This is a genomic window from Geothermobacter hydrogeniphilus (genome assembly GCF_002898515.1).
Classification (GTDB): domain Bacteria; phylum Desulfobacterota; class Desulfuromonadia; order Desulfuromonadales; family Geothermobacteraceae; genus Geothermobacter_A.
In genome coordinates this window covers 63,493-83,948 of the sequence record NZ_PPFX01000002.1, presented here as the reverse complement: position 1 = coordinate 83,948, position 20,456 = coordinate 63,493, and the positions used below count along the sequence as shown (strand labels likewise).

Genomic DNA, 20,456 nt, shown 5'->3' with positions numbered 1-20,456 from the left:
AGGGGCCGTGACCCCTGCCGGCAGGTTTGTGATCGCCTGTCAGTACCCCTTGAGGTAGTCGATATATTCCGGCAGCCAGAGTGAGATCTGCGGAATGTAGGTGATCAGTGCCAGGAAGAACAGCAGGATCATCAGCCACGGCAGGGCGGCGCGAAGCACCCAGACCAGGTTTTCTCCGGTGATCCCGGCGGTGACGAACAGGTTGAGTCCGACCGGCGGGGTGATCATGCCGATCTCCATGTTGACGACCATGATGACTCCGAGGTGGATCGGGTCGATGCCGAGTCTGACCGCGATCGGAAAGAGGATCGGGGCCATGATCAGGATGATCGCCGAAGGCTCCATGAAGTTGCCGGCCGCCAGCAGCAGCAGGTTGACCACGACCAGGAAGCCCCAGGCGGGTAGGCCCCAGCTGACAATGATCTCGGCGATGTGGTGCGGAATCCGCTCGGTTGTCAGCACGTGGGCGAAGAGCATGGCGTTGCCGATGATGAACAACAGCATGATTGAAACCTTGGCCGAGTCGAGGAGAACCTTCTTGGTGTCCTTGTGAAACAGTGACAGCGGAAAGGCCTTGATCGACAGCAGCAGGTTGCGGGCGAAGACGGTGCTGGCGGAATCTCCTTCGCGCCGCCAGGTCATTCCCTTGAGCGGTCCCATGTCGCGGTAGACGAAGATGGCGATGAAGAAGGCGTAGACCGCGGAAACAGCGGCGGCTTCGGTCGGGCTGGCGATGCCGCCGTAGATCGAACCGAGAACGATGACGATCAGCATCAGGCCGCCGCTGGCCCTGCCTCCCGATTTGAGAATGCCCTTGAATCCGACCCAGGGCTGTGCCGGCAGACCTTTGACTCGCGCGACCAGGTAGATGACCAGCATCAGCAGGGAGCCCATCATCAGGCCGGGCAGGAACCCCGCCATGAACAGACGCGCCGCGGATTGCTCGGTGGCGGCCGCGTAGACCAGCATGACGATCGAAGGTGGGATCAGGATGCCGAGGGTTCCGGCGTTGGTGATGACCCCGGCGGCCATCTCCTTCGGGTACCCCGACTTGACCATGCCGGCGATGACGATCGAGCCGATGGCGGCAACGGTGGCCGGGGATGAGCCGGAAACGGCGGCGAAGATCATGCAGGCGAGAACCGAGGCCATGGCCAGTCCGCCGCGGATCCAGCCGACGCAGTCCGTGGCAAAATTGATGATGCGGTTGGCGACCCCGCCGGTCGACAGGAAAGTCGACGAGAGGATGAAGAAAGGGATCGCCAGCAGCGTGTAGTGTTCGGACTGGGTGGCGAAGAGCTTGAGAGCGATCGAGGCCAGCGAGTCGTGTGAGAAGAGCAGGATTGTCGTGATACTCGACAGTCCGAGGGCAAAAGCGATCGGCATGCCGGTCAGCATGCACAGGAGCAGAAGAACAAACAGTGCCGCCGTGGTCATTTGGAATCACCTCCCGCACCAGCTACCTGGACGGTTTCTTCCGCCAGACGCATACTTTCCTTGGCCTCGTCGGTGAGGACGAATCCTTCGTTTTTGCCGGTAAAAATTCCCCATAACAGCTGCAGAAGGCGCCAGGCGATCATCACCATGCCGATCAGCAGGATGCTGTGGGCGATCCATTTGGGGATCGGCATATCGTCGAGTTCGAGGCCGATGCTGTAGACCTTGTGCAGGTAGACCCAGGCTCCCTCGATGAAGAGACCGCAGTAGAAAAGGCAGGCACAGATTGCCACCCCACCGACTATTTTACGTGCCAGGGGGGGGAGAATTTTGACCAGGGCATCGACGCCGATGTGCGAGCCGACCTTGAGGCCGTACGAGGCGCCGAAGAGGACCATCCAGGCCGAGAGGTGCAGGGTCAGCTCCTCTCCCCACATGACCCCGGTTCCGAAGCCGTAGCGCATGACGACCTCGATGAAGACTTCAAGAGTCATGGCGGCCAGAAGAATGCAGATGATCCCTTCTTCGAGGCTGTTTATCATCCTGTTCAACATAATCAATTCCTTATGACACCGTGCAGTAAATAACGCGGACCCCGCCCGGCGAGGTCCGCGTCAGGGTTGTTCCAAGCGTGGTTAATCGTTCGCTTTGACAGCGGCTTCGATGTAGTCCTTGCCGATCTGGCCTTCGAACTTCTTCCAGACCGGTTTCATCACTTCAACCCACTTCTGACGCTGGGCGTCGGTCAGCTCGATGACTTCGCACCGGCCGGAGTCGATGATCTTCTGGCGGTCGGAAATCGCCTTCTCGGCAGCAACCTTGTTGCCGAAAGCGATGGCTTCATCGAGGGCTTTCTTGACTTCGGTGCGGATATCGGCGGGCAGGCCGTTCCAGAATTCGGACGAAGTCACGACCAGGTAGTCCAGGACGCCGTGGTTCGACTCGGTGATGTAGGGCTGCACTTCGTAGAACTTCTTGGAGTAGATATTCGACCAGGTGTTCTCCTGGCCGTCGATCGCCTTGGTCTGCAGCAGGGTGAAGACTTCGGAGAAGGGTTTTTTGATCGGCAGGGCGCCCACCGCTTCAAACTGCGCGGCGAGAACGTCGGAACTCATGATGCGGAATTTTTTCTTGGCGGCATCAGCAGGAACAACCAGCTTGGAGTTGGCCGAGAGCTGTTTGAGGCCGTTGTGCAGGTAGCCGAGGCCGATCAGCCCCTTTTTCTCCGTGGCCCGGAGCAGTTTCTGCCCGTAGGGACCCTGCTGGAATTTTTCTACCGCGTCCATGTTCTTGAACAGGAACGGCAGGTCGAAGATCTGCAGGCTCTTGGTGTACTTCTTAAATTTCGACAGGGAGGGGGCCGCAATCTGCACGTCGCCGAGCAGCATCGCCTCAAGGACTTTCTTGTCGGTGAAGAGCTGCGAGTTGGGGAAGACCTCTACCTCGACCTTGCCGGCCAGCCGCTCATCGACGAGCTGCTTGAACTTGTTGGCCATCTGACCCTTGGGAGTGTTTTCCGCGACCACGTGTGAAAACTTGATGACGATTGGGGCGGCAAAAGATGCCGTGGCCGTAACGACCATGGCAACCGCAGCAAACAGACTGACCAGCAATAGTTTCTTTTTCATGTTCAACTCTCCTCTTTGCGTGATGGGTGATAAATAATGTTGCTACCATAGCAACACTTTAAAGGCAGTGATGCCTATTGGAACGCCGATTCGCATACGGAGCTGTCCGGCTCGACCGAATTCGCAACTTCAGTTTTTGAGCAAATAGAATGCCAGTAAATAGAACGAAATTTCCCGTTTGAATTTTTCGAAGGCGATTAGTTCTCGAAATTCAGCATGTTGGAAGCATTTTCAGTTATGCTGCAAAACTCATGTTTAACAGGAGCAAAAGCTGCCCTCGCGCTGTCCGGCGGCAAAATCATCTCTTCTGACAAGGTTCCTGCAGGAGGGTCGAAACTGGCGGGAAGGACGCCCAAGTTGTTGAAATACAGGGTATACGACAGGGGTGTTGAGAGGCTCCGGGGACGATTTTTCCACCGGACATGAAAGAAAATAGAATCCTTTTCTATTTAACTGTTGCGCCCATAGATGGCCTGTCCTGCAACGCGAACGGTTTTCTGAAGGGGTGGCCAATTTCAGCCGATTGGAAGTTGATGGTGGCCAAAATTGCCCATTTTCTCTGAGGAAGATTCCCGGTTGAATGCGGGCGTGACATGGAGTAGGTTCAGGTATTGATCAATGAAAAGGATTGTTCAGATGATTGAGCAGACTACTTTCAGGGCTGCCGCCAAAATAAACCTCTGTCTTCATGTGCTCGGTCGGCGGAGCGACGGTTATCATGAACTGGCCATGCTGATGCAGCAGGTCGGGCTCTATGATCGGGTGACGATCACCTTGCGGGACCGTCCGGGGATCGAGATTGTCTGTCCCGGTCTGCAGCTTGCTGCGGGTGAGGAGAATATTGCCGCGCGCGCCGCACGTATGGTGCTGGAGAAAGCGGGTGCCCGTTGCGGTGCGGTGATTGCCATTGAAAAACAGATCCCGGTTGCCGCCGGTCTGGGAGGAGGTTCTTCGGATGCGGCCACGGTCCTGCGGGGGCTCAACCAGATGTTGAAGGCGGGCCTTTCTGTTCAGGAAATGATGTCCATGGGGATTCGCCTCGGTGCTGATGTGCCCTTTTTTCTGCTCGATTCGGCAGCCTGGGCAACGGGGATCGGTGAATGCCTCCGGCCGGTGGCCGATCTGCCGCGGGTATGGTACCTGCTGGTCAATCCGAATATCCCGGTTTCGACCGCCTGGGTGTTCCGAAATTTGGGGTTGACATCCCCCGGGCAGACGGCTAAACTGCGCGAGTTTCCCCGGGATTCAGGTGACTTGGTGCGTCTGTTTCACAATGATCTTGAGGCGGTGACCTGTCGCCGTTTTCCGGTGGTTGCGGAAATGAAGCAAAAGTTGCTGTCCGCTGGAGCCTTGGGGGCTCTGATGTCGGGCAGCGGGGCAACGGTTTTCGGTCTGTTTGATTCCGAATCGGCCGCCCGCGAAGCGGAGCGGTTCATCTCCTCCGCTACTGGATGGAGTACTTTTGTGGTTCGATCGTTGCCCTGAACCGGCAGACTGCGGGCGCGAAGGCATTGTTGGGGCGTCGCCAAGCGGTAAGGCACCGGATTTTGATTCCGGCATTCCCAGGTTCGATTCCTGGCGCCCCAGCCACTCCGCAGTTGTGGTCCTCTCGTTGATTTCGCGTGGTTTGAAGGCAACGTCGGGATGTATGTTCGGGTTCACATTTAATGAATAGCGGAAGGCGTTGGAGCGGGTCCCGTCTTTCTTCCTCGGCAACCGGGCAGGTCATGGCGCTTCCATGGCCTCATCGTTTTTTTACGGGTAGCGGATATGAGCAGTAAGGTCATCGACAAGTTGAAGATTTTTGCCGGGAATTCCAATCCCGAGTTGGCCAGGGAGATCTGCCACAACCTGTCCGTTCCCCTCGGCAAGGCCAATGTCAAGACCTTTTCCGATGGCGAGATCATGGTCGAAATCGGTGAAAATGTCCGTGGCTGTGATGTCTACCTGATTCAATCCACCTGCAAACCGTCGAACAATACCCTGATGGAGCTGCTGGTCATGACTGATGCCCTGAAAAGGGCTTCGGCGGCCAGTATTACGGCGGTCATTCCCTATTTCGGTTATGCCCGTCAGGATCGCAAGGTGGCACCGCGCACGCCGATCACCAGCAAACTGGTCGCCGATCTGATTGCTGTCGCCGGTATTGACCGGGTGGTCACCATGGATCTGCATGCCGGGCAGATTCAGGGTTTTTTCAATGTTCCGGTCGATCATCTCTATGCTGCTCCGGTTATTCTGGCTGACGTCATGGAGCGCTTCCGGGACCAGTATCTGGTGGTCGTGTCACCCGATGCCGGCGGTACCGAACGGGCCCGTGCTTTCGCCAAGCGCCTTGACGCGGGGCTGGCGATCATCGACAAGCGGCGTAGCGGTCCGAATGTTTCCGAGGTCATGCATATCATCGGGGACGTGGAAGGGCAGACCTGCCTGATCGTCGATGATATGATCGATACTGCCGGAACTCTCTGTCAGGCTGCCCAGGCGCTGATCAAGCAGGGGGCCGGCAAGGTTTACGCCAGCGCCACGCATCCGGTTCTTTCCGGCCCGGCTCTGGAGCGGATCAATGACAGTGCGCTTGAGGAAGTCGTTGTCACCAATACCATCGGTATTGAAGATAAACTTGAAAAATGTTCCAAGTTGCGAGTGCTTTCGGTGGCAGGCCTGCTCGCCGAGGCGATCCGGCGTATTCATGGGGCCGAATCGGTCAGTTCCCTGTTTGTCTGACGAAGGTCGGAGAACAGAACATAATTTACGAGAATTTACTGGAGGATCATAGATATGGCACAAGTTGAACTTAATGTTTCCGCCCGCAACAAGGTCGGCAAGGGTATCTCCCGCTCTCTGCGACGTGAAGCGCTGGTCCCCGCTGTGGTGTATGGCCCCGGTATGGAGCCCAGCCCGATCAGTGTTGATCCGAAAGTGCTGGTCAAGTGTCTGGATCCGGAAGCCGGTTGGAACACGCTGATCACTCTCAAGGGGGATGGAGCTTTCGACGGCCGGCAGGTGATCGTCAAGGATATGCAGGTTGATCCCCTGCGGGGACAGACCCTGCACGTTGATTTTCACGCTGTTGATCTGACGTCCACGGTCAGCGTCATGGTTCCCCTGGTGCCGGTGGGCAAGTCGGCCGGCGAGATTGCCGGCGGCAACCTCGAAGTGGTGCGCCATGAACTGGAAGTTGTCTGTCTGCCGACCGCGATCCCGTCCACCATTGAGGTTGACGTGACCGGGTTGAATATCGGCGACGTGCTGCATGTCGCTGATATCGTAACCCCTGCGGGTGTCGAGATCCCTCACGATGTCAACTTCACCGTCATCACCTGCACCGGCCACAAGGATGAGGTTGTTGCCGATGAAGAAGGCGAAGAGGTGACGGCGGTCGAAGAGCCTGAAGCCGAATAAGGCCGCGAAGCGGGGGTTTTGTGAAACTGCTGGCCGGGCTTGGTAATCCCGGAGAAAAGTACCGGTTGACCCGGCATAATGTCGGTTTTATGGTGGCCGAGCGGTTGGCCGCCGTTGCCGGTATAGCTCTCAAGCGCAAGGGGCATCAGGCCCTGTATGGCGCCGGGAGGGTGGCCGCGGTTGAAACAACGGTGCTGCTGCCCCAGACCTACATGAACCTCAGCGGCGCCAGCATCGGCTCTGCCCTCAAGTCCCTCGGCATCGCTCCGGGGGATTTGATTGTGGTTCACGATGATATTGACCTTCCGTTCGGGAGGATCAAGTTCAAATTCGGCGGTGGTCATGGCGGCCATAACGGTATCCGTCATATCCGTCAGGTCCTTGGTCACGGCGACTTTGTCCGCTGTAAAATCGGTGTCGGGCGTCAGGTCGGTGAAGGTGATGTCGTAGCCCATGTTCTTAAACCGTTCAGCAACGCCGAACGGAAGGTTCTTGACCAGGTTCTAGACGGTGCCGTCGATGCCTTGCGAATCGTTCTTTGCGAAGGTGTCGAGGCCGGAATGAACGCTTACAATAATCGGGATTTGTTCATTTCATAAATACCTGTCCGCGGTGGCAGGGAACCATTAACCGAGTGTAGAGAAGAAGAGAGGGAAAGAGTCCAATGGAACTGCAGATGTTTGCTCCCATCCTGGGGGTGATCGGATTCGTGATCGCCATCGTGATGTACGCCATGGTCAAGGCTCAGCCGGTCGGCAATGAGAAAATGCGGGAGATCTCCGACGATATCCACGCCGGGGCCATGGCCTTTCTCGGTCGCGAGTACCGGGTGCTGGCCATCTTTATCGTCGTGGTCTTCGTGCTGATCGTCATCGGCATCAACTATCAGACAGCTCTCGCCTTCGTCGGCGGTGCCCTCTGCTCCATGACCTGCGGTTTTATCGGCATGAAGGCGGCGACCCGCGCCAATGTCCGTACCACCGAGGCGGCCAGGGCTCACGGCCAGGCCAAGGCTCTTGAGGTTTCCTTTAACGGTGGCGCTGTCATGGGACTGGCGGTTGCCTCTCTCGGCCTGGTCGGGGTCGGTATTGCCTACATCATGTTCGGCGGCGACCCGGAAACGGCCAAGTACATCAACGGCTTCGCCATGGGAGCTTCCTCCATCGCGCTCTTTGCCCGGGTCGGCGGCGGCATCTATACCAAGGCCGCCGACGTCGGTGCCGACCTGGTCGGCAAGGTCGAGGCCGGCATCCCCGAGGATGATCCCCGCAATCCCGGCGTCATCGCCGACAACGTCGGCGACTGCGTCGGTGACACCGCCGGCATGGGGGCCGACATCTTTGAATCCTATGTCGGTTCGATCATCGCCACCATCGCCATCGCTGCGGCTGCCGGTCCGGCGTTGCTGGTCAAACTCGGCGGCGGTCCGGAAGCCCTGACCCGCCTGGCCGAGGTCAAGGCGGCCGCCATGCTGCTGCCGCTCGGTCTGGCCATCGTCGGCTTGGTTTTTTCGCTTATCGGTATCGGTTCGATGAAGGTTCTCAAGGGCATGAACCCGGCCAAGGCGCTGCATGCCACCACCTTTGTTGCTGCCGCCGGATTCCTGGTTGCCGCCTTCATCATGATCCATGCACTGGGCATCGCCACCGGGGTCTTCTGGGCGATTCTCGCCGGGACCCTGGCCGGGATCGCCATCGGCCAGGTCACCGAGTACTACACCGCCCATGCGCCGGTGATGCGCATCGCCGAGGCGAGCAAGACCGGCCCTGCGACCAACATCATCCATGGTTTGGCGGTCGGTCTTGAATCCTGCGGCCTGCCGATCCTGATCATCTGTGCCGGCATCCTGGTCGCCAACGCCACGGCCGGGCTCTACGGTATCGGCATCGCCGCCGTCGGCATGCTGGCCACGGTTGGTGTCACCATGACGGTTGATGCCTATGGGCCGATCGCCGACAATGCCGGCGGCATTTCGGAAATGGCCGGTCTCGGCGAAGATGTGCGGAAAATCACTGACGGCCTCGACGCCATCGGTAACACCACCGCCGCCATCGGCAAGGGGTTTGCCATCGGCTCGGCGGCGTTGACCGCCCTGGCGCTGTTCTCCGCCTATGCCACCACTGTCGGGCTGCAGAGCATCAACCTGATCAACCCGCTGGTCGTTGTCGGCCTGCTGATCGGTGGCGCTCTGCCGTTTTTCATGGGTGCGATGACCATGACCAGTGTCGGCCGCGCCGCCGGCAAGATGGTCGAGGAGATCCGCCGGCAGTTCCGTGAAATTCCCGGTCTGCTCGAAGGCAAGGAAGGGGTCAAGCCCGAGCCGGAGAAATGCGTCGATATCTCCGCCCGCGCCGCTCTCAAGGAAATGATCCTGCCGGGCGTGGTCGCGGTTGTCGCCCCGGTGCTGGTCGGCCTTGTACTCGGCAAGGAAGCGCTCGGCGGGATGCTCGCCGGTGCCACTCTGACCGGTGTGCTGCTGGCACTGATGATGTCCAATGGCGGCGGCGCCTGGGACAATGCCAAGAAATATATTGAACAGGGCAAGATTGAAGGGGAGAAAAAGGGCGGCGAGGCCCACTCCGCTGCCGTTATCGGTGACACCGTCGGCGACCCCTTCAAGGACACCAGCGGCCCGGCGATGAACATCCTTATCAAGCTGATGAGTGTTGTTTCGCTGGTTATTGCCCCGCTGCTCGCCTAGGCGGCTGATGAAAAACTGAATCACTTCATAGCCGGGGCCCTGCGCCCCGGCTATCTGTTTGCGGACGAAAAAAATTATGGGCTTTAAATGCGGTATCGTCGGTCTGCCGAATGTCGGCAAGTCGACTATCTTCAATGCCATCACCTCGGCCGGAGCCGAGGCTGCCAACTATCCCTTCTGCACCATTGAACCGAATGTCGGGGTCGTTTCCGTTCCGGATGAGCGCCTTGACGCGCTGGCGGAGATCGTCCAGCCGAAAAGAGTGCTGCCGACCGCCATCGAGTTCGTCGATATCGCCGGCCTGGTCCGGGGGGCCAGCACCGGGGAAGGTCTGGGAAACCAGTTTCTTGGTCATATTCGACAGGTTGACGCCATCGCTCATGTCGTCCGTTGCTTCGAGGATGACAACGTGGTCCATGTCGACGGCAGTGTCGACCCGTTGCGGGATGTTGAGGTGATCCAGACCGAACTCAACCTGGCGGATCTGGCGACTCTCGGCAAACGCATCCAGAGGATTGAAAAACTGGCCAGAAGCGGTGATAAGTCGGCACAGGCCGAATTGACTGTTCTGCAGCGTGTTGAAGAGGTCCTCAACGATGGCAGGCCGGTTCGTGCGGCCGGGCTTGAAACCGAGGAACTGGCCCTGTTGCGGGATCTTTTCCTGATTACCGCCAAGCCGGTCCTCTATGTCGCCAATGTCGCCGAGGACGATCTCCCCGAGGGCAACGAGTATGTCGAACAATTGCGGCGTCATGTCGCGCAGGAAGGCTCCGAGCTGGTCATTCTCTGCGGCAAGATCGAGGCCGAGATCGCAGAACTCGACGGCGGGGAAAAGGTCGAGTTTCTGCAGGCTCTGGGCCTCGACGAATCCGGGCTCGACCGGATGATTCATGCCGGTTACCGGCTGCTCGGGCTGATCACCTACTTCACTGCCGGCGTGCAGGAAGTTCGTGCCTGGACGGTTGTCGACGGGGCCAGGGCCCCGCAGGCGGCCGGCGTGATTCACACCGATTTTGAAAAGGGGTTTATTCGTGCGGAAGTCATTGCCTATGATGCCTTCATCGAGGCCCGTGGTGAAGCCGGCGCCAAGGACCAGGGGCTGATGCGTCTGGAAGGCAAGGACTACCGGGTGCAGGACGGTGACGTCATGCATTTTCGATTCAATGTCTGATGTCTTGCCTTTTTCCGCCGACCTGTGCTAAAAATTCCCTTTTACGTCGGGTGGTCCGACGTGAAAGCTCCTTGCTCCGGCTGACCGGGGCTCACAACTCATGAGGAGGAACGTTATGCGTACCTACGAAACAGTGGTCATTCTGCACCCTGATCTGATCGGGGATGAGCTGACCGCCCAGATCGACAAGCTCAAAGGGTATCTCGAGGGTGAACAGGCCGAGATCCTCAACATCGACAACTGGGGCTCACGAAAGCTGGCCTACCTGGTCAACAAACAACCTCGTGGGACCTTCGTCCTGTACATTTATCAGGCTCCCGCTGCCGCCATCGCCGAATTTGAGCGGCGTTTGCGGATCGAGGATTCGGTTCTCAAATTCCAGACTGTTCAGCTTGAAAAGGGCTACCAGGCTCCTGTCGAGCCGGTTGCCGAAGAGTCCGAAGAAGTGACCGCCGCGCCGGTTGCTGAAACCGAAACCGCTGAAGGCGAAGCGACTGCCTGACACCAAAACAGAGACGAAGGAGAGATACCATGGCATTTCAAAGACGATCCACTGGTGGCGGTGGCCCGCGGCGGCGTTATTCCCGGCGTAAGGGCTGTCGGTTCTGTGCTGACAAGAGCCTGACCATCGAATATAAAAATATCGACACCCTGAAATATTTCCTTTCCGAGCGCGGGAAAATTGTCCCCCGGAGGATTTCCGGCAACTGCGCTACGCATCAGCGTAAACTGACCGCTGCCATCAAGCGTGCCCGTAATATCGCGTTGCTGCCCTTCACCTCCAGTCATTCTCTGAAAGACTAGCGGGGATTGTAACGAACCGCATGAAGAGGGACAACCTGCGGTTTCTGCTGATCGGTACTCTCGGCAGCCTGTTGCTGCAATTGCTCGCGGGGCAGTTCGGGATTCTGGGAATGCTGCTCAGTTTTCTGGTGCCGGTGCCGCTTGCCTATGTGGCGATGAGACGTGGTCTGCTGATCGGCTGCGGCTCGGCATTGCTGGCCTGTGGCGGGATGCAGATGCTCGGCGGCCTTAGTGCAATGCTCGCATTTGCCACCCAGTTCGCCTTGCCGGCAATGATCGTCGCCGGCCTGCTCCGACGGGGCGTCCCTTGGGACCGGGTTCTGTTGTACGGTACTCTCGGATTGGTTTCTCTGGCTTCGGTGGCGTTGCTGATCTACAGTCAACAATCCGGCGTCTCACTCCCATCGCTGGTGGATCAGTACCTTCAGGGCGAGGTGACAAGCGCCCTGAAACTCGCCGATCAGGGGAACCTCAATGCCGAACAGGCCGAGTCGTTTCGCTCGGCGATACAGCAGATGGGAACCTTTTTGAAGGGAACTTTTCCCGCCTGGGTCGCTCTGGTGACCGCCGTCATGCTGGGTTTGCAGGTGGTATTTCTCGGGCGGCTGGCGCGTGGTGGATACCGGATACCCGGAGCCCCGCTTTCAGGCTGGAAGGCCCCGGAAATGTTGATCTGGCCCTTGATCCTGGCCGGGTTCGGGGTTCTGCTCGGTGATGGTGCGGTCCGGCTTGTGGCCCTGAATGGCCTGGTCCTGCTGTTGCCAATCTACTTTCTGCAGGGGCTGGCGGTGGTCAGCTTCTTTTTCGGCCGGAAGGAAATCCCTTCCTTCATGCGTGGCTTCGGTTACCTGTTGATTGCGGTACTGAACCCGTTGCCGATTATCGTGACCGGAATCGGGGTTTTCGATATGTGGGCCGATTTTCGTAAACCAAGGCAAAAGAAATCTGACAGATAGAAAGAATTTGGAGGAGACCGATGGAAATCATTCTTACCGAAAATGTTGATGGTCTCGGCAATATTGGTGATCTGGTCAAGGTGAAACCCGGGTATGGTCGTAATTACCTTGTCCCCCAGGGGATGGCCGTCATCGCCAACAGCCGTAACATCAAGGAGTTTGAACACCAGAAGCGCCAGGCCGAGCGTAAATTTCAACGCGTTGTCCAGGCTGCCGAGGTTCTCAAGGGCAAGATCGAAGCGAACCGCATCGAGGTTGCCCACAAGGCGGGCGAAGAAGGCAAGCTTTACGGCGCCGTCACCGGCATGGAGATCGAGGCCAAGCTGGCCGAGAAGGGCATTGAACTGGATCGGAAGAAAATCCAGCTTGATGAACCGATCAAGCAGCTGGGCGATTTTGAAATCGCCGCCAAGCTCGATGCCGGTGTCACCGCCACCATCAAGCTGACCGTTGTTGCCGAGTCTGAAGGTGAATAACCATCCTGCCGGCCGGGGGTTCTTCCCCGGCCGGTATTAATCCCGGGGGTCGGATGACCGACAGCATTCATCGCCTGCCGCCCCAGAGCCTGGAAGCGGAAATGTCGATTCTCGGCGGAATTCTGCTTGAGAACAGGGCTCTCAACAAGGCGCTTGAGTTGCTTTCCGCCGATGATTTCTACAAGGAAAGTCATCGCAAGATTTTCACCGCCCTGGTGAACCTCTCCGAAAAAGGTGAACCCGCCGATCTTGTCACCCTGACGGCCGAACTTGACCGCAGAAGTGAACTCGATGCCGTTGGCGGCAATGCCTATCTGGCGACACTGGTCGATTATGTTCCGACTGCCGCCAACATTTCCTATTACTGCAAACTGGTGAAAGAAAAGGCGATTTCCCGCCGTTTGATCAGTACCGCCACCGAGATTGCCACGCGGGGGTATGAGGGCGGGGATGTCGAACAGGCCCTCGACTGGGCGGAGAAATCAATCTTCGAGATCACCGGGATGAAGACCCAGCAATCCTATTTCTCGGCCAAGGAAATCCTCAAGGATACCTTCAAGGCGATTGAGAAGCTCTATGATCGCAAGGAGATGGTTACCGGGGTTCCAACCGGGTTTACCGACCTGGATGAAAAGACCGCCGGCCTTCAGGGTGGCGACCTGATCATTCTTGCCGGGCGGCCGTCGATGGGTAAGACCGCCTTCTGTCTCAACATCGTCGAGAACGCCGCCGTGCATCATAAGGAACCGGTGCCTACCGTGGTCTTTTCCCTCGAAATGGGCAAGGAACAGCTGGTTCAGCGTATGCTCTGCTCTTTGTCGCGTGTTGATGCCAGCCGGTTGCGAACCGGTAACCTTGGTGAATCGGACTGGCCCAAGTTGACCACCGGTGCCGGTCTGTTGGCAGAGGCGCCGGTCTATATCGATGATACCCCGGCGATTTCAGTTCTTGAACTGCGCGCCAAGGCCCGGCGTCTGAAGGCTGAACGCGGACTCGGGTTGATTGTGGTCGACTATCTGCAGCTGATGCAGGGGTCCAACCAGGAAAGTCGTCAACAGGAAATTTCTGAAATTTCCCGTTCCCTCAAGGCTCTGGCCAAGGAACTCGATGTGCCGGTGATGGCTTTGTCGCAGCTTAACCGTTCACTGGAAAATCGTACCGACAAACGGCCGATTATGGCCGACTTGCGTGAGTCGGGTGCCATTGAGCAGGACGCTGACGTGATCATGTTCGTTTATCGCGAGGCGGTCTATTGCGAGGAGTGTCGCAACAAGGACAAGACCTGCGACAAAGGGCATGATATGGACGCCGAAATCATTATCGGTAAACAGCGTAACGGTCCGATCGGCACCGTCAACCTGACTTTCCGCGGGATGTACACTCGTTTTGAAAACCAGGCTCGCCGTGACGACGGATTCTGATCGATGCCGGCGGCATCGGTCGACATGTTTTCAGGTGGAGGATGGTCTTTTCATCTTCAGATCCGGCAGTAGAAACAACGCCTGAAACCCGAATATCTCTCTTCCCGTTCGATTTCCCATTCTGACCATTCGATTGCCGGAAAGAAGGTATCGCCCTGCGGCTGACCTTCAACCCAGCTGAGAACCATTTTCTCGCAGCGCGGCAGTGCCTGCCGGTATAGTTGCGCTCCACCGACGATGAAAACAGGTCTCGGCAGGGTTGCGGCCAGTTGCAGCGCGGTTTGCAGAGAGCTGCAGACAGTGCGCCCCGGGGCCGTTTGCAGATGCCGACTGACGACCAGGTTGATCCGGCCGGGCAGGGGGGCGGGCAGTGATGTAAAGGTTTTTCGGCCCATGATCAGGATCCCGCCCATGGTCAGCTGCCGAAACAACTGCAGTTCGGCGGGTAGCCACCAGGGCATTTCCCCCCGCCGGCCGATAACCCCGTTGTCAGTCATGGCCGCCACCAGGGTCAAGGTGAGATTCCTGTTGTTTGCGGCCGGTTTCGCGGACTGACCGACAACGCTCTTTTTGTTTGCGCTCATTGACTTTGCCATGAAGTCGGCTAAAAATTAGTTAAAGCTCACGATGGTTTTCAGGTGACTCCGGCAGGAGGTGGGAAATGATGATCCCTGTTGTTTATCCCGATGGCCGCCATGATTTTGTCAAACCGGTCATTCTCGATCAACTGTTGGAAAATGCCGCCATCAGTCGCTTTCGGCGTGCCGATGGCTGGGTCGATGTCGCAACCGGCCCGCTGCGCGGCCGCCGCCGCGTGTATTCCTTCCCCGAAAGACGGGCCGCTCTCCGCAATCCAACCGGTCTGCAGTAGGCGCCGGGTCGGTGTCGTCTCACTGTTGCGACGGGACCGGGATTGTTTAATCCCTGCTGATGTTGATACCGAGGGTCTTGATCTTTTTGCGCAGAGTGTTCCGGTTGATCCCCAGGATTTCCGCGGTGCGTACCTGGTTGCCGCGGGTTTTCCGAAGCACAATCTGAATCAGAGGACGTTCCATCTGGTGCAGCACCATTTCGTAGAGGTTGTCCAGTTCATTGACATCCATCTGGGCCAGCGAGGCGCTGAGCTTGTTGTGAACCAATGCCTCCAGCGAATTGTCATTCTCCTGTCTGCTGATTTCGTTGCCGAGACTGCCGAAATCGGCGGGGGTGAGGAACTGGTCGGGAGAAAGCAGGGCGGCGCGCTGGATGGTGTTTTCCAACTCCCGGACATTGCCCGGCCAGGCATGTTTCTGCAGCAGGTTCAGGGCTTCGTCACTGATGCCCCGGGTGGAGACATGCAGGTCATCCCGGGCTTTCTGCAGGAAATACCGGGCCAATAACGGAATGTCCTCGCGGCGTTCACGCAACGGTGGAAGTTCAAGCGGCATCACGTTGAGGCGGTAAAAGAGGTCTTCACGGAATTCCTTGTCGGCAACCTTGCGTTTCAGATTCTGGTTGGTGGCGGCGACAATGCGCACGTTGACCTGGAGGGTCTGGCTGCCGCCGGTGCGAGTGAGCTCCTTTTCCTGCAGGACCCTGAGCAGTTTGGCCTGAAGATCGAGAGACATGTCGCCGATTTCGTCGAGAAACAGGGTCCCGCCATCAGCTTGTTCAAACTTGCCGGCCTTGCGCTCGGAGGCCCCGGTAAAGGCCCCTTTTTCGTGGCCGAACAGTTCGCTTTCAAGCAGGTCCCGGGGGATGGCGGCACAATTGATGGCAAGGAAAGGTTTTCCCAGTCGAGGACTGTTGAAGTGGATGGCGCGGGCGACGAGTTCCTTGCCGGTTCCTGATTCGCCGGTGATCAGCACGGTGATATCTGAGGGGGCGATGCGACCCAGTTGCTTGTAAACCTCCTGCATCGGCTGGCTGTTGCCGATGATATTGCGTTCAAACTGGTAATGCTCTTTCAGTTCATCCTTGAGCAGTGTGACCTGGTCACTGATGGCGGTCGCTTTGCCGGCCTTGAGGATGATGGCATCCAGCTCATCGAGATCAAAGGGTTTAGTCAGGTAGTCGTAGGCTCCGCGCTTCATCGCCTCGACGGCATTCTTCATCGAGGATTCGGCGGTCATGATGATGACCAGCATCTCCGGTCTTTCCTGCTGAAACAGATCGAGCAGTTCCAGGCCGGTCGGTTTCGGCATTTTGATGTCAAGGATTGCCAGGTCATATTTGTTGCGACGAAACAGTTGCAGGGCTTCATCTCCGTCGACGGCAAGGTCAACTTTGTGCCCTTGTTTCCCGAGTGCCTTCGACAGCACCCAGCGGATAGAGTCTTCGTCGTCGGCGACCAGAATTCTACGGATGGACATGGGTACGAACCCCTCCTGAAAAAGGCATCTGCTGTAACTCAGTTGCGCCTGCGGATAAAGGGCAGGGCCACTCGTATCCGGGTCCCCTCACCGGGAGTGCTGCTGACCTTCATGAATCCCTGATGCTCGGTCACAATTTTTTGACAGATCGACAGCCCGAGCCCGCTGCCGGTTGTTTTACTGGTAAAGAAAGGCGTGAAAACCTGTTCCAGATGCTCACTTTGTATGCCGCAGCCATTGTCGATAATGTCCACCTCGACGAAGGGGACCGGTCGGGTGCCGGGTCGGGTCAGATGGACATCACCACTGATGCGTGATCGGATTTCGATCCGCCCTTCTCTTGTCACGGCTTCGGCGGCATTCTTGATCAGGTTGAGAAACAGCCTGGTCAGCAGATTCTCGTCGCCGCTGAGTGGGGGGATGCTGGGATCGAGGGCCAGGTTGAACTCGATATCCTGCCCGCGATAGGCCTCCTTCTGAAACAAGACGATATCGTTCAGAATTCTCGTCAGATCGACCTCGGACCATTCCGCCGACCGCGGGTTGGCCAGGTCCATCAGTTCCTCAATGATGCCGTTGACACGGTCGGCTTCGCGAATCATCACCTGGGTGTATTCGGCAACCAGGTTGTTGTCGTCAAGCTCCATGGCCAGCAACTGCGCCGCCCCCTTGATGCCGCCCAGAGGGTTCTTGATCTCGTGGGCCAGACCGGCGGCCAGGGTGCCGAGCATGCTCAGGCGGTCGGCGCGACGGACGGCATCCTCGAGTTCCCGGATGCGGGTCAGGTCACGTATCAGCAGCACCACTCCTTCCTGGGCACCGGCGGCGTCGAGCAGCGGGCAGGCCGACACGCTTACCGGTAGCGGGGCTGCCATCGGTCGCAGCAGGTGGACATTCTCCGGGTCGGAGATGGCCCGTCCTTTCCGCTCGGTTTCATCGACCAGTTCCAGCAGCCGCGGCTGACCGGCGAACAGTTTCCTGAAGGAGCGGCCGCGGGCCTGTTTCTCGGAGAGGCCGGTATAGGACTGGGCGGTCGGATTGAAGAGTGTGATCAGTCCCCCGCGGTCGACGGCGATGACCGCCCGGTCGACATTCTCCAGAATCTGGCGATAGAGCTGGGCTTCACGTGGCGGGATGATTTCCTGCATCCTGGTTCTCATTCCGGGCGAAAAAGTTCCGCATCAGGCTGAGCATCTGCTCCAGTGATGTGGCATGGTTGACGACCTGGCGAAAATGGGCGGCATCGACCATGCCCCTGGAGTACCAGCAGAGATGCTTGCGCATTTCAAACAACGTTTTTCCGGCACCGATATCCTCTTCCATAAAGCGGAGATGCCGTTCCGCCACCCGGAGTTTTTCGGTGGCGGAAGGAGGGCGTTCGGGCTGTCCGGCAAGGCGGTTCAGGATGTTGCGGATCAGCCAGGGATTGCCGTACCCGCCACGGCCGATCATGATGCCGTCGCAGCCGGTGGTTCGCAGCATGCGCAGGGCGTCGTCGGTGTTGAAAATGTCGCCGCTGCCGATCACCGGGATGCCGAGCGCCTGTTTCAACCGGCCGATCTGCTCCCAGTCGGCGCTGCCGGAAAAGCCTTCGGCCCGGGTGCGCGGATGCAGGGTCACCGCGTCGGCTCCGCAATCTTCGGCAATCCGTCCGATGTCCAGGTAATTGATACTCAGGCGGTCCCAGCCGGAACGTATTTTAACCGTCAGCGGCTTGTCGGTGGCCTTGCGCAAGGCACCTATCAGCTTCGCGACCAGGTTGGGATCGCGCAACAGGGCACTTCCCGCTCCGCCGCGCACGACCTTGTTGACCGGGCATCCGAGGTTGAGGTCGATCAGGTCTCCGGCGCCTTCCAGGTGGCGGACGCTTGCGGCGAGGACGCTCGGTTCGGAACCGAAAAGCTGAATGCCCAGGGGTTTCTCCGCGGCGCAGGAGCGAACCAGTTCCAGGGTCCGTCGTCCATCGCGGATCAGGCCATTGGCGCTGACCATCTCGCTGAAAACCAGGGCCGCACCGAATTCCTTCATGATGCGGCGATAGGGCAGATTGCTTATGCCGGCCATGGGCGCCAGCAGAACCGGATTGGCCAGCCTCAGGGATGCTATGTTGAGCTTTTTGTATTGCACAATTTTTACGCATTTTAGCATGAGGCCGGAAGAAAGCAAGGCCTAAACCGATCCATGTCCGAGATCGTTCAGTCGGCGTCGTGCGGACCGGCAGGAGCCCGCATTCGTCTTTTCGGGAGCGTGGTCGGGGGTTGAATCCAGGGGGGGGAAGACCGGATACTGTATACAAATTTTCTTGACATCTCCTCATCGGGTTGCTAAAACGATATTTGGAATTTGCCACCAGACAAGGTTTGCCGACCTGCCTGCTCCTGCAGGCTCCCTTGTCAGGGCTTTTCTTTTTGTTATGGTTATCGAACCCCTCTTTCCCGGCGATCCGCAGGGTAGAGTGAGGGGTGGCGACTCAAGGATAAAGGGGCAGTTTTCGTTTGGTGGGTTTTTCCCACAGCATTCACATCTGCAAAGGAGAGAGAGTATGTCCACGTTGAAAGAAGTCCTGCGCAAGAAGATCGATGAGCATCGTCCGCGTACCGTCAAGCTGATCAAGGAATGCGGTGATGTCAGTCTCGGTGAGGTCACCATTGCCCAGGCGATTGGCGGCGCCCGCGGTGTCAAGTGCCTGGTGACCGACATTTCCTATCTTGACCCGATGGAAGGCATCCGTTTCCGTGGCAAGACCATCCCCGAGACCTTCGCCGCCCTGCCGAAGGTTCCGGGTTCCGACTATCCCTATGTCGAGGGATTCTGGTACATGCTGATGACCGGCGACGTGCCGACCATGGAGCAGACCCTGGAAGTGGTTGAGGACTGGAAGAAGCGTTCTCAGGTCCCCGAGTATGTCATCGACGTGCTGCGCGCCATGCCGCGTGACTCCCATCCGATGACCATGTTCTCCACGGCAGTGCTGGCCATGCAGCGTGACTCGATCTTCGCCAAAAACTACCGCGAAGGCAAGTTCAACAAGATGACCTGCTGGGAGGACATGTACGAGGATGCCACCAACCTGATGGCGAAACTCGCTCCGATCGCGGCTTACATCTATCGCATGAAGTACAAGGGCGACACCCATATCGATGCCGACCCGAACCTCGACATGGGCGGCAACTTCGCCCGCATGATGGGTGTTGATGCTCCGTATGATGATGTTGCGCGGATGTACTTCATCCTCCATTCCGACCATGAGTCGGGCAATGTTTCGGCGCACACTACCCATCTGGTCGCTTCGGCTCTCTCCGATGCCTACTATTCCTACAGTGCCGGACTCAATGGCCTGGCCGGCCCGTTGCATGGCCTCGCCAACCAGGAAGTCCTCGGCTGGACCCAGGACTTCATGGCCAAGCTCGGCGGCGAAGTGCCGACCAAGGAGCAGCTGGAAAAAGCCCTCTGGGACACTCTCAACAGCGGCCAGGTCATCCCCGGCTACGGTCATGCCGTGCTGCGCAAGACCGATCCGCGCTACAGCTCGCAGCGTGAGTTCTGCCTCAAGACCGAAGGTCTTAAGGACTACCCGCTGTTCAAGCTGGTCAGCATGATCTACGAAGTGGCTCCGGGTGTTCTGCAGGAGCACGGCAAGGCCAAGAACCCCTGGCCGAACGTCGATGCCCAGTCCGGCGTCATCCAGTGGTACTACGGCGTCACCGAGTACGACTTCTACACCGTCCTGTTCGGTGTCGGTCGTGCCATCGGTTGCCTGGCCAACATCACCTGGGACCGCGCTCTCGGTTATGCCATCGAGCGTCCGAAGTCGGTTACCACGGCGATGCTGGAAGACGCTGCCGGCATCAAGTAAGCTGTGATATGCACACAAAAAAAGGGATGCCGCAAGGCATCCCTTTTTTTGTGTGCGCGGGGCGGTTCTTTTGCTCCAGTTCTGCGTTACGCCCCTTTTCGCTTGTGCGACTATAGCTGCCACTACGACCCCGCGCTCATTGGTGCTCGGGGCGGTTCTTTTGCTTCAGCTCTGCGTTACGCCCCTCTTCGCTTGTGCGACGTAGCTGCCGCTACGCCTCCGCGCTCATCGGCGCGCGCCTTGATCTGAA

General features: G+C 58.2%; 20 protein-coding genes and 1 tRNA gene. 14 read left to right on the top strand and 7 right to left on the bottom strand.

The annotated features are described in order from the left end of the window. Nucleotides 1-39: 39 nt before the first annotated feature. The 3 genes from C2E25_RS01430 to C2E25_RS01420 form a co-directional block, all read right to left on the bottom strand. Nucleotides 40-1,437, bottom strand: coding sequence for a TRAP transporter large permease (locus tag C2E25_RS01430; protein ID WP_103114036.1), 1,398 nt, complete (start codon nucleotides 1,435-1,437; stop codon nucleotides 40-42). Beyond that, on the bottom strand, nucleotides 1,434-1,991 hold the full coding sequence (locus C2E25_RS01425) for a TRAP transporter small permease (protein WP_103114035.1): 558 nt from the start codon (nucleotides 1,989-1,991) through the stop codon (nucleotides 1,434-1,436). The genes C2E25_RS01430 and C2E25_RS01425 overlap by 4 nt, the downstream gene beginning before the upstream one ends. An 81-nt stretch (nucleotides 1,992-2,072) precedes the next feature. Continuing rightward, on the bottom strand, nucleotides 2,073-3,065 hold the full coding sequence (locus tag C2E25_RS01420) for a TRAP transporter substrate-binding protein (RefSeq protein WP_103114034.1): 993 nt from the start codon (nucleotides 3,063-3,065) through the stop codon (nucleotides 2,073-2,075). A gap of 639 nt (nucleotides 3,066-3,704) precedes the next feature. On the opposite strand from C2E25_RS01420, the gene ispE reads away from it, so the two are divergent. The 12 genes from ispE to dnaB all read left to right on the top strand — a co-directional run bounded on the left by ispE (nucleotide 3,705) and on the right by dnaB (nucleotide 13,999). After that, complete coding sequence (gene ispE, locus C2E25_RS01415) at nucleotides 3,705-4,550, top strand: 4-(cytidine 5'-diphospho)-2-C-methyl-D-erythritol kinase (protein WP_199177349.1); 846 nt, start codon at nucleotides 3,705-3,707, stop codon at nucleotides 4,548-4,550. Between the two features lie 30 nt (nucleotides 4,551-4,580). Then, nucleotides 4,581-4,655, top strand: a tRNA-Gln gene (locus tag C2E25_RS01410). Nucleotides 4,656-4,835: 180 nt separating this feature from the next. After that, nucleotides 4,836-5,792: a ribose-phosphate pyrophosphokinase gene (locus C2E25_RS01405; protein ID WP_103114032.1), complete on the top strand. Its 957-nt coding sequence runs from the start codon at nucleotides 4,836-4,838 to the stop codon at nucleotides 5,790-5,792. Nucleotides 5,793-5,846: 54 nt separating this feature from the next. Next, nucleotides 5,847-6,470 (top strand): 50S ribosomal protein L25, encoded by a 624-nt coding sequence (locus C2E25_RS01400; RefSeq protein ID WP_103114031.1) that lies wholly within the window; start codon nucleotides 5,847-5,849, stop codon nucleotides 6,468-6,470. A gap of 20 nt (nucleotides 6,471-6,490) precedes the next feature. Continuing rightward, nucleotides 6,491-7,069, top strand: a complete 579-nt coding sequence (gene pth, locus C2E25_RS01395) for an aminoacyl-tRNA hydrolase (RefSeq protein ID WP_103114030.1) — start codon at nucleotides 6,491-6,493, stop codon at nucleotides 7,067-7,069. Between the two features lie 65 nt (nucleotides 7,070-7,134). Continuing rightward, nucleotides 7,135-9,171, top strand: a complete 2,037-nt coding sequence (locus C2E25_RS01390) for a sodium-translocating pyrophosphatase (RefSeq protein ID WP_103114029.1) — start codon at nucleotides 7,135-7,137, stop codon at nucleotides 9,169-9,171. Between the two features lie 76 nt (nucleotides 9,172-9,247). Continuing rightward, nucleotides 9,248-10,342, top strand: a complete 1,095-nt coding sequence (ychF, locus tag C2E25_RS01385; RefSeq protein WP_103114028.1) for a redox-regulated ATPase YchF — start codon at nucleotides 9,248-9,250, stop codon at nucleotides 10,340-10,342. 115 nt (nucleotides 10,343-10,457) lie between these two features. Continuing rightward, nucleotides 10,458-10,844 (top strand): 30S ribosomal protein S6, encoded by a 387-nt coding sequence (gene rpsF, locus C2E25_RS01380; protein ID WP_103114027.1) that lies wholly within the window; start codon nucleotides 10,458-10,460, stop codon nucleotides 10,842-10,844. Nucleotides 10,845-10,873: 29 nt separating this feature from the next. Further along, complete coding sequence (gene rpsR, locus C2E25_RS01375) at nucleotides 10,874-11,146, top strand: 30S ribosomal protein S18 (protein WP_085009263.1); 273 nt, start codon at nucleotides 10,874-10,876, stop codon at nucleotides 11,144-11,146. 20 nt (nucleotides 11,147-11,166) lie between these two features. Beyond that, on the top strand, nucleotides 11,167-12,102 hold the full coding sequence (locus C2E25_RS01370) for a DUF2232 domain-containing protein (protein ID WP_103114026.1): 936 nt from the start codon (nucleotides 11,167-11,169) through the stop codon (nucleotides 12,100-12,102). Nucleotides 12,103-12,122: 20 nt separating this feature from the next. Beyond that, on the top strand, nucleotides 12,123-12,578 hold the full coding sequence (rplI, locus tag C2E25_RS01365; protein ID WP_103114025.1) for a 50S ribosomal protein L9: 456 nt from the start codon (nucleotides 12,123-12,125) through the stop codon (nucleotides 12,576-12,578). Between the two features lie 53 nt (nucleotides 12,579-12,631). Continuing rightward, nucleotides 12,632-13,999, top strand: a complete 1,368-nt coding sequence (dnaB, locus tag C2E25_RS01360; protein WP_103114024.1) for a replicative DNA helicase — start codon at nucleotides 12,632-12,634, stop codon at nucleotides 13,997-13,999. 56 nt (nucleotides 14,000-14,055) lie between these two features. Here the strand turns inward: dnaB and C2E25_RS01355 are convergent, their stop codons facing one another. Then, entirely contained in the window at nucleotides 14,056-14,583 is a 528-nt protein-coding gene (locus tag C2E25_RS01355) for a dihydrofolate reductase (protein WP_158247084.1), read from the bottom strand. 77 nt (nucleotides 14,584-14,660) lie between these two features. On the opposite strand from C2E25_RS01355, the gene C2E25_RS01350 reads away from it, so the two are divergent. Continuing rightward, nucleotides 14,661-14,870, top strand: a complete 210-nt coding sequence (locus C2E25_RS01350; protein ID WP_103114022.1) for a GSU3473 family protein — start codon at nucleotides 14,661-14,663, stop codon at nucleotides 14,868-14,870. Nucleotides 14,871-14,916: 46 nt separating this feature from the next. On the opposite strand, the gene ntrC is transcribed toward C2E25_RS01350, so the two are convergent. From ntrC to dusB, 3 genes are read right to left on the bottom strand one after another with little or no spacing between them, the layout of a single operon-like run. Continuing rightward, nucleotides 14,917-16,350: a nitrogen regulation protein NR(I) gene (gene ntrC, locus C2E25_RS01345; protein ID WP_103114021.1), complete on the bottom strand. Its 1,434-nt coding sequence runs from the start codon at nucleotides 16,348-16,350 to the stop codon at nucleotides 14,917-14,919. Nucleotides 16,351-16,388: 38 nt separating this feature from the next. Then, the gene (locus C2E25_RS01340; protein WP_103114020.1) at nucleotides 16,389-17,498 is read right to left on the bottom strand and encodes a two-component system sensor histidine kinase NtrB; all 1,110 of its coding nucleotides are present in this window, start codon (nucleotides 17,496-17,498) and stop codon (nucleotides 16,389-16,391) included. Further along, nucleotides 17,473-18,477, bottom strand: a complete 1,005-nt coding sequence (gene dusB / locus C2E25_RS01335) for a tRNA dihydrouridine synthase DusB (protein WP_233189295.1) — start codon at nucleotides 18,475-18,477, stop codon at nucleotides 17,473-17,475. Before dusB ends, C2E25_RS01340 begins: the two co-directional genes overlap by 26 nt. 415 nt (nucleotides 18,478-18,892) lie before the next feature. On the opposite strand from dusB, the gene C2E25_RS01330 reads away from it, so the two are divergent. After that, nucleotides 18,893-20,206, top strand: a complete 1,314-nt coding sequence (locus tag C2E25_RS01330; RefSeq protein ID WP_085009256.1) for a citrate (Si)-synthase — start codon at nucleotides 18,893-18,895, stop codon at nucleotides 20,204-20,206. Nucleotides 20,207-20,456 lie beyond the last annotated feature (250 nt).

Excerpts from the sequence above, each read along its gene's own strand:
- C2E25_RS01430 (WP_103114036.1), bottom strand. The coding sequence starts at position 1,437 with ATGACCACGGCGGCACTGTTTGTTCTTCTGCTCCTGTGCATGCTGACC.
- C2E25_RS01425 (WP_103114035.1), bottom strand. The coding sequence starts at position 1,991 with ATGTTGAACAGGATGATAAACAGCCTCGAAGAAGGGATCATCTGCATT.
- C2E25_RS01420 (WP_103114034.1), bottom strand. The coding sequence starts at position 3,065 with ATGAAAAAGAAACTATTGCTGGTCAGTCTGTTTGCTGCGGTTGCCATG.
- C2E25_RS01405 (WP_103114032.1), top strand. The coding sequence starts at position 4,836 with ATGAGCAGTAAGGTCATCGACAAGTTGAAGATTTTTGCCGGGAATTCC.
- C2E25_RS01400 (WP_103114031.1), top strand. The coding sequence starts at position 5,847 with ATGGCACAAGTTGAACTTAATGTTTCCGCCCGCAACAAGGTCGGCAAG.
- C2E25_RS01390 (WP_103114029.1), top strand. The coding sequence starts at position 7,135 with ATGGAACTGCAGATGTTTGCTCCCATCCTGGGGGTGATCGGATTCGTG.
- ychF (WP_103114028.1), top strand. The coding sequence starts at position 9,248 with ATGGGCTTTAAATGCGGTATCGTCGGTCTGCCGAATGTCGGCAAGTCG.
- rpsF (WP_103114027.1), top strand. The coding sequence starts at position 10,458 with ATGCGTACCTACGAAACAGTGGTCATTCTGCACCCTGATCTGATCGGG.
- rpsR (WP_085009263.1), top strand. The coding sequence starts at position 10,874 with ATGGCATTTCAAAGACGATCCACTGGTGGCGGTGGCCCGCGGCGGCGT.
- C2E25_RS01370 (WP_103114026.1), top strand. The coding sequence starts at position 11,167 with ATGAAGAGGGACAACCTGCGGTTTCTGCTGATCGGTACTCTCGGCAGC.
- rplI (WP_103114025.1), top strand. The coding sequence starts at position 12,123 with ATGGAAATCATTCTTACCGAAAATGTTGATGGTCTCGGCAATATTGGT.
- dnaB (WP_103114024.1), top strand. The coding sequence starts at position 12,632 with ATGACCGACAGCATTCATCGCCTGCCGCCCCAGAGCCTGGAAGCGGAA.
- C2E25_RS01355 (WP_158247084.1), bottom strand. The coding sequence starts at position 14,583 with ATGAGCGCAAACAAAAAGAGCGTTGTCGGTCAGTCCGCGAAACCGGCC.
- C2E25_RS01350 (WP_103114022.1), top strand. The coding sequence starts at position 14,661 with ATGATGATCCCTGTTGTTTATCCCGATGGCCGCCATGATTTTGTCAAA.
- ntrC (WP_103114021.1), bottom strand. The coding sequence starts at position 16,350 with ATGTCCATCCGTAGAATTCTGGTCGCCGACGACGAAGACTCTATCCGC.
- C2E25_RS01340 (WP_103114020.1), bottom strand. The coding sequence starts at position 17,498 with ATGCAGGAAATCATCCCGCCACGTGAAGCCCAGCTCTATCGCCAGATT.
- C2E25_RS01330 (WP_085009256.1), top strand. The coding sequence starts at position 18,893 with ATGTCCACGTTGAAAGAAGTCCTGCGCAAGAAGATCGATGAGCATCGT.